Source organism: Stenotrophomonas sp. YJH_SMC_80 (assembly GCF_059372495.1).
In genome coordinates this window covers 140274-152672 of record NZ_JCAFVP010000004.1, presented here as the reverse complement: position 1 = coordinate 152672, position 12399 = coordinate 140274, and the positions used below count along the sequence as shown (strand labels likewise).

General features: G+C 69.9%; 10 protein-coding genes. 8 read left to right on the top strand and 2 right to left on the bottom strand.

The window, feature by feature from the left end:
• The first annotated feature begins 7 nt into the window (after positions 1-7).
• From AC5P99_RS09000 to AC5P99_RS08980, 5 genes are read left to right on the top strand one after another with little or no spacing between them, the layout of a single operon-like run.
• Positions 8-991 (top strand): AAA family ATPase, encoded by a 984-nt coding sequence (locus AC5P99_RS09000; protein ID WP_049449757.1) that lies wholly within the window; start codon positions 8-10, stop codon positions 989-991.
• A gap of 7 nt (positions 992-998) precedes the next feature.
• Positions 999-1895: a DUF58 domain-containing protein gene (locus AC5P99_RS08995; protein ID WP_049449756.1), complete on the top strand. Its 897-nt coding sequence runs from the start codon at positions 999-1001 to the stop codon at positions 1893-1895.
• Positions 1892-3013, top strand: a complete 1122-nt coding sequence (locus AC5P99_RS08990; protein WP_049449755.1) for a BatA domain-containing protein — start codon at positions 1892-1894, stop codon at positions 3011-3013. Before AC5P99_RS08995 ends, AC5P99_RS08990 begins: the two co-directional genes overlap by 4 nt.
• Positions 3010-5175, top strand: coding sequence for a hypothetical protein (locus AC5P99_RS08985; RefSeq protein ID WP_123959329.1), 2166 nt, complete (start codon positions 3010-3012; stop codon positions 5173-5175). Before AC5P99_RS08990 ends, AC5P99_RS08985 begins: the two co-directional genes overlap by 4 nt.
• Entirely contained in the window at positions 5172-6980 is a 1809-nt protein-coding gene (locus AC5P99_RS08980) for a hypothetical protein (RefSeq protein WP_495213062.1), read from the top strand. The genes AC5P99_RS08985 and AC5P99_RS08980 overlap by 4 nt, the downstream gene beginning before the upstream one ends.
• Before the next feature lie 59 nt (positions 6981-7039).
• Here the strand turns inward: AC5P99_RS08980 and AC5P99_RS08975 are convergent, their stop codons facing one another.
• Together AC5P99_RS08975 and AC5P99_RS08970 are read right to left on the bottom strand one after the other, a co-directional pair.
• Positions 7040-7714 (bottom strand): hypothetical protein, encoded by a 675-nt coding sequence (locus AC5P99_RS08975; protein ID WP_088435523.1) that lies wholly within the window; start codon positions 7712-7714, stop codon positions 7040-7042.
• Between the two features lie 40 nt (positions 7715-7754).
• Positions 7755-8273 carry a hypothetical protein gene (locus AC5P99_RS08970; RefSeq protein WP_088435522.1) on the bottom strand — a complete coding sequence of 173 codons (519 nt, stop codon included), beginning with the start codon at positions 8271-8273 and terminating at the stop codon, positions 7755-7757.
• A gap of 211 nt (positions 8274-8484) precedes the next feature.
• Between AC5P99_RS08970 and AC5P99_RS08965 the strand changes: the two genes are divergently transcribed.
• From AC5P99_RS08965 to AC5P99_RS08955, 3 genes are all read left to right on the top strand, one after another.
• Complete coding sequence (locus AC5P99_RS08965; protein ID WP_049449752.1) at positions 8485-10974, top strand: DEAD/DEAH box helicase; 2490 nt, start codon at positions 8485-8487, stop codon at positions 10972-10974.
• The gene (locus AC5P99_RS08960; protein WP_049449751.1) at positions 10971-11993 is read left to right on the top strand and encodes a ribonuclease H-like domain-containing protein; all 1023 of its coding nucleotides are present in this window, start codon (positions 10971-10973) and stop codon (positions 11991-11993) included. The genes AC5P99_RS08965 and AC5P99_RS08960 overlap by 4 nt, the downstream gene beginning before the upstream one ends.
• A gap of 66 nt (positions 11994-12059) precedes the next feature.
• Positions 12060-12374 carry an I78 family peptidase inhibitor gene (locus AC5P99_RS08955; RefSeq protein ID WP_012478704.1) on the top strand — a complete coding sequence of 105 codons (315 nt, stop codon included), beginning with the start codon at positions 12060-12062 and terminating at the stop codon, positions 12372-12374.
• Positions 12375-12399: the final 25 nt, after the last annotated feature.

Here is a 12399-nt window from a genome sequence, read left to right as displayed (position 1 = left end):
CACGCCCATGACCTCCCCCGACCTCGATTCCCTGCTGCCGCGCCTGGATGAGCTGCGCGCCGCGCTCGCACGCGCCGTGGTGGGCCAGAACGCCGTGGTCGAGCAGCTGCTGATCGGCCTGCTGGCCGGCGGCCACTGCCTGCTGGAAGGCGCACCCGGGCTCGGCAAGACCCTGCTGGTGCGCTCGCTCGGCCAGGCACTGGAGCTGCAGTTCCGGCGCGTGCAGTTCACCCCCGACCTGATGCCCAGCGACATCCTCGGTACCGAGCTGCTGGAGGAAGACCACGGCACCGGCCATCGCCACTTCCGCTTCCAGCAGGGCCCGATCTTCACCCACCTGCTGCTGGCCGACGAACTCAACCGCACCCCGCCCAAGACCCAGGCCGCACTGCTGGAAGCGATGCAGGAACGCACGGTCAGCTACGCTGGTACCACCTACGCGCTGCCCGCGCCGTTCTTCGTGCTGGCCACGCAGAACCCGATCGAGCAGGCCGGAACCTACCCGCTGCCGGAAGCGCAGCTGGACCGCTTCCTGCTTCACGTGCTGGTGGATTACCCCAGCGAAGACGAGGAACGGCAGATCCTGGAACAGACTACCGGCGGTGCCACCGACGCGGTGCCGAAGGTGATGGATGCCGACGCGGTGATCGCGCTGCAGGCCGCGGTGCGCCAGGTGCATGTCAGCCCGGATGTGCTGGCCTGGATCACCCGCCTGGTGCGCGCCAGCCGGCCCGGCGACGGTGCTCCGGCGGCGATCAACCAATGGGTGAAGTGGGGCGCCGGCCCGCGTGCCGGCCAGTCGCTGGTGCTGGCAGCGAAGGCACGCGCACTGCTGCAGGGCCGTTTCGCCGCCACCCGCGAGGACGTGCAGGTGCTGGCCGCGCCGGTGATGCGCCATCGCCTGCTGCTGTCGTTCGCCGCCGAGGCCGAGCAGAAGCGTGCCGACGACGTGGTCGCCGCGCTGCTGCAGGCCGTGCCCTTCCCGGGTTGAGCCACGCGTGAACGCAGGTACGCCGTTGACCCTGCCGCCGGAACTGCGTGCGCGCCTGCGCCTGCTGCGGTTGCGGCCGCGCCTGGCCAGCGGTGCCAGTGGCATCGGCCAGCACGCCAGCCGCAGCCGCGGTGCCGGCCTCGAATTCGCCCAGTACCGTGCCTACGAACCGGGAGACGAACTCCGCCAGATCGACTGGAAGCTGTATGCACGCTCGGACCGCTTCTTCGTGCGCGAGTCCGAACGGGAAAGCCCGATCACGGTCTGGCTGCTGCTAGACGCCACCGCTTCGGCCAATCAGGCGGATCGCGCGGCACCGCAGCACTCGCGTCTGGACCATATGCGCGGCGTGGCCGCGTGCCTGGTTGAGCTGGCCTTGCAGCAGGGTGACCGTTTCGGCCTGCTGGCAATCAATGGCGATGGCCTGCAGCTGGTCCCCGCGGCGAACGGCGCACGCCAGCGTGATCGCGTGCATCTGCAACTGCATGCCCTGCAGGCGCGCGGCGCCTGGCCTGCGGCCGATCGCCTTCGGCCGCTGTGGGAGCGCGTGCGCCCGGGCGACCTGCTGCTGGCAATCGGCGATGGCTTCGACGATGCCGGCATCGTGCTGCTGGAACAACTGGCCAGCGCGCGCCGCGAAGTGGCACTGCTGCAGATCCTCACCGCCGACGAGCGCGACTTCCCGTTCGACGCCGGCCACCGCTTCCGCGACCCGGAGACCGGCGAGGAACTGCTGGGCGATGGCGCGGCGATCCGCGCTGACTACCTGCAGCGCTTCGCCGACGCACGCAGCGCATTGCATGCGCGCCTGCAGGCCAACGGGATTGCCAGTGCCACCGGCTGGCTCGACCAGCCGCTGGACCAGGCGCTGCAGGCGCTGTTTGGCCGTGGGGGCGATGCATGACCCTGCTGTTCCCGCTCGGCCTGGCCGCGCTCGCTGCAGGGTTGCTGCCGCTGCTGATCCACCTGGCCCGCCGCCATCCGTACACGCCACTGGATTTCGCCGCGCTGCGCTGGCTGCGCGCGCAGATCCGGCCACGCCAGCGCATCCGCTTCGATGACTGGCCGTTGCTGCTGGTGCGCCTGCTGTTGCTGGCCGCACTGGCCCTGCTGCTGGCACGACCTGTGTTGACTGGCCCGACGGCGCCTCCCGCTGCATGGACCGTGGTAGCGCCGGGACTGGATGCTACGACCCTGCGTGGAACGGCCGAGGATGGCAACTGGCACTGGCTGGCACCCGGCTTCCCCGCCATTGATCAGGCACCCCCTGCATCAACCGCCTCCCTGCCCAGCCTGCTGCGCGAACTGGACGCGCAGCTGCCCGTCGGCACCGCATTGACCGTGCACGTTCCCGATCCCCTGCCCGGCCTGGATGGTGCCCGCCTGCAGCTGTCGCGCGACGTGCAGTGGCACACGCAGCCGATGCCGGTCACTGCGCAACCGAGTGCCGCGACGTCGCCGCGCCTGCGCGTGCACAGCGATGCTTCGGCCACTGCCCAGCGCTGGTTGAACGCACTGCAGCGCGCGTGGGGCGTGCAGGCACCGCTTGCTCCGCTGCCGGCGGATGCCCTGCCGGAGCGCGGTGAGATCGGCGTATGGAGCCGCAGCGATGCACTGCCGGCGAACTGGCAGGCGTGGCTGCGCGGCGGCGGTCGTGTCTTGACTGCCGGCAAGCCTGCTGCCAGCGCCAGCATCCTGCTGCGCGATGCCGAGGGCGCACCGCTGCTGTGGCAGCAACGCATCGGCCACGGCTATCTGCTGGCGCTGCCGGGTGGCTGGAATGCCGCCAGCAACCCTGCGCTGCGCGATCCGCGCCTGCCACGTGCCCTGCTGCTGGCGCTGCAGCCGCCTACGGCCCCGCGCCTGGGCGATGCACGTGACCAGGCACCGCAGCGGGCTGCATTGCCTGCTGCACCACCACCGCTGCGTGAGCCCACGCCTTGGCTGTTGCTGGCCGTCGTGCTGCTGTTCGCGCTGGAACGCTGGATGGCCAGCAGCGCCCGGCGCAGGGTGGCCGCATGAACACCCTGCAGCACGCCTGGCAACGCGCACGCCGCCGCCGTGCGCTCATCACCCTGCTGTTGGGCCTGCCATGGGCGCTGGCCGCCACGGTGCTGGCCCTGCGTCTTGCAGGCTTCGATATCGCCTGCGTCGTCGGCACGGTCAGTCTGCTCGCGTGTGCGGCCTTCGCCACTGCGCGTGCCCGCCAACTGGACCGGCAGTGGCTGCAGCGCCAGCTCGATGGCAGCGGTGCCAGCGAGGACAGTGCCGATCTGCTGTTCGCCGACGCCGCCACGCTCAATCCGCTGCAGCAGCGCCAGCGTGTGCATGTGCTGGCCATGCTGGAACGCGCGATGCCGGAGCTGCGTCCACGCTGGCCGCGTGGGGCATTGGCGCTGTGCTGGATCGCAGGCCTGGCCATTGTTGTGCTGGCATTCGGCTGGCCACGTTCCGGCCCCGGCTCCGTGCCTGTCCGCACGCCGGTGCCTGGCAGCGCTGCTGCTGCGGGCCCGCTGCGCCTGCAGTCCACCCGCCTGCGCATCGACGCGCCGGCCTATACCGGCCAGGCCACGCTCACCCAGAATGCGCTGGATGCGAAGGTTGCCGCCGACAGCCGGCTGTCCTGGTCCCTGCGCTTCGACCGCGCCCCGGACAAGGCGTGGCTGCAGTTCCACGATGGTCGCCGCTTGCCACTGAGCGAGCGCGAAGGACAGTGGCAGGCGCAGGATGTGGCACGTATGCCGCTGCTGTACCGCGTGGTGAGCGAACCGGCGCTGGCAGAGACCCGCCTGCATCGGCTCGATGTGGTGGCCGACCGTGCACCCAGCGTGCGCGTACTGGAGCCCACGGCCAGCCTGGTGCTGGGCACGCCGGGGCAACGGCAGTGGGCACTGCGCTTCGAGGCCAGCGACGATTACGGTGTCGCGGCGCAGGCAACGCTGTCGATCACCACTACCCAGGGCAGCGGTGAGAACATCACCTTCGTGAAGCGCAGCGTCACGCTTGCCGGCAGCGGCGAAGCCACCGCGCGGCGTTTCGCCCACACCCTTGATCTGGCTGCGCTGGGCGCGCAGCCTGGCAACGATGTGATCGCCCAGCTGGAGGTACGCGACAATCATGCACCCACCCCGCAGACCGGGCGCAGCAGCAGCGTGATCCTGCGCCTGCCCAGCGCCGAAGTCGCGCTCGGTGCAGAGCTCGAGGGCCGCATCAAGAAGACCCTGCCTGCGTACTTCCGCAGCCAGCGGCAGATCATCATCGATGCCGAAGCGCTGATCCGGCAGCGACGCAGCCTGGCCGCCGAGGACTTCGTGAAGCGCAGCGATGCGATCGGTGTCGACCAGCGCATCCTGCGCCTGCGCTACGGCCAGTTCCTGGGCGAGGAAAGCGAAGGTGCGCCGAAGCCGCCGCCGACCAGCGACCTGCCCACCAGCGATGCGCCGACCGCAGACGGCCACAACGACGATCACGAACACGACCATGGCGCGCAGGCCGGCGCGCAAGACGACCATGGCCACGATCATGGCAGTACAGCCAACGCAGATATCCCGCCGGTGTTCGGCAGCGAGACCGACGTGCTTTCCGAATACGGGCACACCCATGACCACGCCGAGGCGACCACCCTGCTCGATCCGCAGACCCGCGCCACGTTGAAGGCCGCGCTGGACCAGATGTGGTCGGCCGAAGGCGAGCTGCGCCAGGGCCGCCCGGAGCAGGCGCTGCCATTTGCCTACAAGGCGCTGGGCTTCATCAAGCAGGTGCAGCAGGCCGAGCGCATCTACCTGGCCCGGGTCGGGCCGGAGCTGCCACCCATCGATGAAAGCCGCCGGCTGGGCGGTGATCGCGCCGGACTGGCCAGTCGTGAACTGCCGTTGGCCGCGCGAACCCCGCCGGATCCGGCCATCGTTGAAGCCTGGCAACGCCTCGGTGATGACAACGGCGCACCGGATCTCGATGCGCTGGCGGCCTGGCAGCAGCGCAACGCCGCCTACCTGCCCGATGCACTCGATCTGGCTGCGGCCATCGAGCAGATGCGCATCGAGCCCGACTGCGGCGACTGCCGCCAGCGCCTGCGCGCACAGTTGTGGCGGGCGCTGCAGCGTCCGCTGCCACAGGCGATGCGGCGCAGTGCCGCCGATGCGATGGGCCAGCGCTACCTCGACGCGCTGGAGGCGCAGCCATGAACGCCTCCGCTGTGAACCTGTGGATTGCACCGGTACTCGCTCTGATCGTGGTCATCGCCAGCGTGCGCCAGCTGCGTGCGGACACTGCGCACCCCGGCCGCCGGTGGGTCGTGATCGCACTGCAGATCGTCGTCGCCACGCTGCTGTATTTCTGTCTGGCGCCCCCCACCCGCCAGCAGCCCGCAGGCGGGCTGGTCGTGCTTGGCGTCGATGCGGGCAAGGCCGGCGCACTCCCGGCCAGCGAAGGCCCGCTGTTGCTGTTGCCGGAAGCTGCCGATGTGCCCGGCGCACAGCGCGTACCCGACCTGGCCACCGCGCTGCGCCAGCATCCGGCCGCCACGCTGACGCTGGTCGGTGCGGGCCTGGTCGCACGTGACCGCGACGCGTTGCTGCCGCCGGATGTGCGTTGGCAGGCTGCACCGGAGCCGCGCGGCTGGATCGCGCTGCAGCCGCCGGCCGATGTCGCACCCGGTGCCCGCTTCGACGTGCAGGCACAGGCGCGTGGCGCGGCCAAGGCGAAGGCCGAACTGCTCGACCCGGCCGACAGCGTGGTCGATCGCACGGAGGTTGCCGACGACGGCCGCGTGCAGCTGAGTGGTGTCGCCCGCGCCGAAGGCCGCAGCGTGTTCCAGCTGCGCCTGCTCGATGCCGACGGCCATGTGGTGGACAGCGTACCGGTGCCGCAGCAGACCCTGCCGTCCGCACCGCTGCGCCTGCTGGTGCGCGCCGGCGCGCCGGGTCCAGAGCTGAAGTACCTACGGCGCTGGGCAGCCGATGCAGGCATCCGTGTGCAGGTGCAGGCGGATACCGGGGCCGGACTCAGCATCGGCGATGGCGCGGTGTCGATCGATGCAGCATCGCTCACGCGCAGCGATCTGTTGCTGCTGGACGAGCGCAGCCTGGCGGCATTGAGTGCGGGCCAGCTGGCCGCCGTGCGCCAGGCGCTGCGCGATGGACTGGGCGTGCTGGTGCGCAGTGCGGGCGCACCTTCGGCCAGCGCGCGGCAACGCCTTCGCGATCTGGGCCTGCCAGTGCAGGGTGATGGCAGCAGCCACCCCCTCAAACTTCCCGGCGATGGCGAAAGCGCGGTCCTCGCCGCACGCCGTGGCCCGCTCGCCGCTGGCACATTGCCGACCGGCTACGGCGAAGAGGCCGACCGCAGCTCGCACAGTGCCGCGCTGCCTTCGCTGGAAGCACTGGCGTTGCAGGCGCCGGGCAGCAACGCGCTGCTGCACGATCGGGGCGGCCAGGCCGTCGGCGGCTGGCGCGCGGTCGGCAAGGGCCGCATCGGCCAGCTGCCGCTGACCGACAGCTGGCGCTGGGTGCTGGCAGGCCGCGATGACCGCCACGGCGAACTGTGGAGCGACGTGGTTGCCACGCTGGCACGCGCGCAGGGCAGCGGTGATGCGCTGTGGTCACCACAGCCCATCAGCTGGGCAGGCGAACGGCAGGCGCTGTGCGGCGTGCAGGCGCCGCTGCAGGCCTTCAACCCGCGTGGCGACAGCGTGCCGCTGATCGCCGATGGTGCAACGTCGGCGCTGCGCTGCGCCGGCTGGTGGCCACGTGAGGCAGGCTGGCAGCGCCTGCAGCATGGCGACAGTATCGTCTGGCGCTATGCATTCGACCCGAAGGACGCACCTGCACTGCATCGGCAGGCAATGCTCGATGCGACCACGCAGGCGTTGGCCTCCAGCACGTCGGCGAACGCGTCGGTGATGCAGCCCGTGCCGGGCTCGCGCTGGCCGTGGTGGCTGGCGTTCGTGTTTTGTGCATCGCTGCTGTGGTGGCTGGAACGGCGGCGCTGACCCGGGGTCGGATCCCTTTCGCCCGCGAAAGGGCTCTGACCCCCTCCGTCAGGCGTCCTTCAACGCTTGCTGGCGCGCCGGTACACGCCGTTGAAGCGCACGTTCATGCCACCGCATTCGCTGTTGTCGGCCACGATCAGCACCTCGCCCAGCGAATGCACGCGCACCTTGCAGGTATCCTCGACGAACTCGACGTCGGCACCGCGCGGCGCGGCGCGCGCTTCCACCTGGCCCATGTTCGGTCCGTAGGGACGCTGCTCCGGCGTGGGGTTGGCGGAGGGCCAGTAGGCGTCCCCCTCCACATGCAGTTGCCCACCCTGCACGGTGATGCGCAGGCCGTTGTCGCCGTCCTTCCAGTTGCCCGCCCAGTCCTGCAGCGACGGCACGGCCACCGGCAATGGCTGCAGCTTGCTGCGGTCCACCCAGCCGGCACTGCCACCCACCCTGTTCGGGAAGAACGCGCAGCGATAAGCGCCCAGGTCGCGCCCGGTCACCACCGTATCGCCGTTGACCACATAGCTGCGCTGTCGGCAGGCCGGTTCGCCCTTGGCCGGGCAGCCGTCCATGTCGCCAAGCAGGTACAGGCGCGGTGCATCGACCACCCGCGCCAGTGCGAATCGGCTCTGTTCGGACGGGAACGCGCCATTGCGGCAGGCGCCGTCATCGGCGATGCCGGAAGCGAAGGCGGAGGCCGGCAGCAACGCGGCCATCAGGCAGATCGAACGCAGGAACATGGCAGCACTATTGGTGGGGAAGCCGGCAGGATATACCGGCCTACTTCACCGGCGACGCATCACCCGCACCTTGCTCCTGGGAGAACCGCAGCGCACGCTGCTGCTGTTCGGCACTCAGCTCCGGCGGTGGCCGCGCCACCGCGGCCTGGATCTGCGAAGGCCCGCCGGTGAGTTTGTTGATCCCCTTGGCCGCCGCCATCACACCCTTGACCACGCCCATCATGATGTAGCCGCCGCCCATGCTCACCTGCTCCGGCGATGGCGGTTCGCTCCAGTCACGGCTGAAGCGGTTGTCGCCGAACTTCACCGGGTTCTTGAAGCGGTAGAGATCCAGCGGCTCGTCTTCCGGCTTGAGCGCACGCACTTCGCCGAGGGTGGTGACGTTGTCCTGCGGCAGAGCGGTGGAGATCGGTGCGGTGGTTGCCGCCGAAGCATCCACCGGGGGAACGGGCGCCGGATCGGGCACCGCCACCGGCGTGGCCTGCTGCGCCTGCGCGATGCCGGCCAGCAGCATGCCGGCCAGGAGGGCTCCCTGCGTTCCACGTCGTGCCACAGCCATCCACCTGTTGGTTGCGTCCAGCGCCCAAGGATACGGATGCCGGCTTCAGATTTCGTTGCTGCACCGGCAGCTGTTCAGCCAGGGGAGATGCGGCGACGCTACGGGACGCGGGCACTGAACGGTTCACGCCCTCCGTGTGCGGTGTCTCACATCCTGAGACGTGAGTGTGGTGCCATGTGACCCCTCGCAATCCGTCCCGGCTCCATCTTCCATGGCCTACGAACTCGCCAAGCGCACCGCCGATGCCGAGCAGAAGCTCGCCACGCGCGACGGCCTGCCCGCCCGCGACGGCGCCCTGCTCAGCGCGCGCCTGCAGCGCCGCTACCAGGACCGCATCACCGGCAGCTTTGCCATTCCCGGCCGCGAAGGCCGCTATGCGCCCATTCCCGGGTCGGTACCGCCGGCCCTGGCCGCCGCCCTGAAGGCGCGTGGCATCGAACAGCTCTACAGCCACCAGGCCGAAGCCTGGGAGGCCAGCCAGCGCGGCGAGCACGTGGCCATCGTCACCCCCACCGCCAGCGGCAAGTCGCTGTGCTACACCCTGCCGGTGGTCAGCGCGGCAATGCAGGACAAGGCCAAGGCGCTGTACCTGTTCCCGACCAAGGCACTGGCCCAGGACCAGGTGGCCGAGCTGCTGGAACTCAACCGCGCCGGCGATCTGGGCGTAAAGGCCTTCACCTTCGATGGCGACACGCCCGGCGATGCACGACAGGCCATCCGCCTGCATGGCGACATCGTGGTGTCCAACCCGGACATGCTGCACCAGGCCATCCTGCCGCATCACACCAAGTGGGCGCAGTTCTTCGAGAACCTGCGCTACATCGTCATCGACGAGGTACACACCTACCGTGGCGTGTTCGGCAGCCACGTCACCAACGTGCTGCGCCGGCTCAAGCGCATCTGCGCGTTCTACGGCGTGCAACCGCAGTTCATCCTGTGCTCGGCCACCATCGGCAACCCACAGGCGCATGCCGAGGCGCTGATCGAGGCCCCGGTGACTGCCATCACTGAATCCGGTGCGCCCAGCGGGCCGAAACAGGTGCTGCTGTGGAACCCGCCGGTGATCAATCCGGACCTGGGCCTGCGCGCCTCGGCGCGCTCACAGAGCAACCGCATCGCGCGCATCGCGATCAAGTCCGGGCTGAAGACCCTGGTGTTCGCGCAGACACGTTTGATGGTGGAAGTGCTGACCAAGTACCTGAAGGACATCTTCGACCACGACCCGCGCAAGCCGCCGCGCATCCGCGCCTACCGCGGTGGCTACCTGCCCACCGAGCGGCGCGAGACCGAGCGCGCGATGCGTGCCGGCAACATCGACGGCATCGTCAGCACGTCGGCACTGGAACTGGGCGTGGATATCGGCAGCCTGGACGTGGTCATCCTCAACGGCTACCCCGGCAGCGTGGCGGCCACCTGGCAGCGCTTCGGCCGCGCCGGCCGCCGCCAGCAACCCGCACTGGGAGTGATGGTGGCCAGCTCGCAGCCGCTGGACCAGTATGTGGTTCGCCACCCGGACTTCTTCGCCGAGGCCTCGCCCGAGCACGCGCGCATCGCGCCGGACCAGCCGCTGATCCTGTTCGACCATATCCGCTGCGCGGCCTTCGAGCTGCCGTTCCGGGTCGGCGATGGCTTCGGCCCGATCGATCCGGAAGTGTTCCTGGAAGCGCTGGCAGAGACAGAAGTGATCCACCGCGAAGGCGAGCGCTGGGAATGGATCGCCGACAGCTATCCGGCCAACGCGGTCAGCCTGCGTGCGGTGGCCGACGGCAACTTCGTGGTGGTCGACCGCAGCGATGGCCGCCAGCAGATCATCGCCGAGGTCGATTATTCCGCCGCCGCGCTCACCCTGTACGAGGGCGCCATCCACATGGTGCAGTCCACGCCGTACCAGGTGGAGACGCTGGACTGGGACGGCCGCAAGGCCTACGTCACCCGCACGCATGTGGACTACTACACCGACAGCATCGACTTCACCAAGCTCAAGGTGCTGGACCGTTTCGATGGCGGCGTGGCCGGCCGTGGCGATTCGCATCATGGCGAAGTGCACGTGGTGCGCCGCGTGGCCGGCTACAAGAAGATCCGCTATTACACCCACGAGAACATCGGCTACGGACCGGTGAACCTGCCCGACCAGGAACTGCACACCACTGCGGTGTGGTGGCAGCTGCCGCAGGCGCTGCTGCTGCGCGCGTTCGCCAGCAAGCAGGATGCGCTGGATGGCTTCCTCGGCGCCGCGTATGCACTGCACATCGTCGCCACCGTGGCGGTGATGGCCGATGCGCGCGACCTGCAGAAGTCGGTGGGCAACGGCGATGGTTCCTGGTTCGCGATCGCCGACCAGAGCGGCCGCGGCCAGCTGCGCGGCAGCGAGGGCGATCCCGGTGGGGTGGAGCTGCTGCAGGAGTTCGTGCCCACCGTGTACCTGTACGACAACTTCCCCGGCGGCGTCGGCCTCAGCGAACCGCTGTGGCAGCGCCAGGCCGAACTGGTGCAGCGCGCGCGCGAACTGGTGCAGCGCTGCGACTGCAGGGCCGGCTGCCCGGCCTGCGTGGGCCCGGTGCTGGCCGCGCAGGAAGACGATGAGACTTCGCCGCGCGCGCTGGCGCTGCGTGTGCTCGACCTGTTCGATGCCGACGCCTGCCAGCACGTGCCCGACGTGGTGGTGACCACGCGCGACCCGATGGAGCTGCTGGCACCGTGAGCCTGAGCCTGGACAAGCTGCGCCTGCTGCGCCGGCAGGCCGGCGACCCGAAGGCGAGCACACCGGCCGCGCCGGACCTGCCCCCTGCGCCACCGGCACCCGTGGCCGCGAACGATGCGCGGCAACCACCGGCCGAACGTTCGGTGTTCGCCTGGGTCGAACAGGAGATCCGCCACAAGCCGACCGGCGCTGCGGTCTCCACACCGGCACCCGCACCGCTGCGTCGGCCGGAAGTGGGCGGTCTGCATCGCCTGCTCGGCCTGCGTTCGCGCGGTGGAGCCGCGCCGGCGCGCGCCAGCGCGCGGGATCGTCAGCTGCCCGGCGAGGAGATCGCGCCGGGCCTGTTCCTGATCGAATCGCTGCAGCCGCAACCAATCCCGACCGCCCCGCTGTCATTGGCCTTCGCCAAGCGCGAGGACCAGCACGTAGCTGCGCGCGACCTGCTGTTCTTCGATACCGAGACCACCGGCCTGGCCGGTGGCACCGGCACGCGTGCCTTCATGATCGGCGCCGCCGACTGGCACGTGTGCCCGCAACGTGGCCAAGGCCTGCGCATCCGCCAATTGTTGATGTCGACCATGGCCGCCGAGGACGCGATGCTGGCCACCTTCGCCAGCTGGCTGCAGCCCTCCACCGTGTTCTGCAGCTACAACGGCCGCAGCTACGATGCGCCGCTGCTGAAGGCGCGCTACCGGCTGGCGCGCCAACGCGATCCGATCACCGCGCTGGACCATGTGGACCTGCTCTACCCCACCCGTCGCCGCTATCGCGGCACCTGGGAGAACTGCAGGCTGTCCACCATCGAGCGCCAGCTGCTGCGCGTAGTGCGCGAGGACGACCTGCCCGGCTCGGAAGCGCCGGGCGCATGGCTGCGCTTCCTGCGCGGCGGCGACGCGGTGAACCTGCGCCGGGTGGCCGACCACAACCATCAGGATGTGGTGACGCTGGCCCTGCTGCTGCAACGATTGGTGCACGAGGAGCAGCGCGAGCGCGAGACGCTGGCGCTGGTCGGGCAATAGGCCTTGACGCGGCCTGACGGTGGCAGCGGCGACACTGCCGCCACCATCCACGCCTGGAGCCCGACGATGCGCCTCAATCCCCTGGTCCTGCTCGCCATCCTGCCCTTGGCCGCCTGCAGTCATGCCGGCAGCAGCACCTCCCATGATCCCGCGCCAGCGCCCGTGGCCGATGCCGCGCACGAATGCAAACCGGAGGCGCTGGACGCCTTCACCGGCAGGACCGCCGACGAAGCCACGATCAAGAAACTGGTGGCTGACAGCGGCGCGCGCAATGCACGGGTGGTCAAGCCGGGCATGGCGGTGACCATGGACTTCCGCCAGGACCGCGTGACCGTGCAGGTGGATGCGCAGAACCGCATCGAGCGCGCCAGCTGCGGTTGATGTTCCCAGGGTAGTGCCGGCCGCT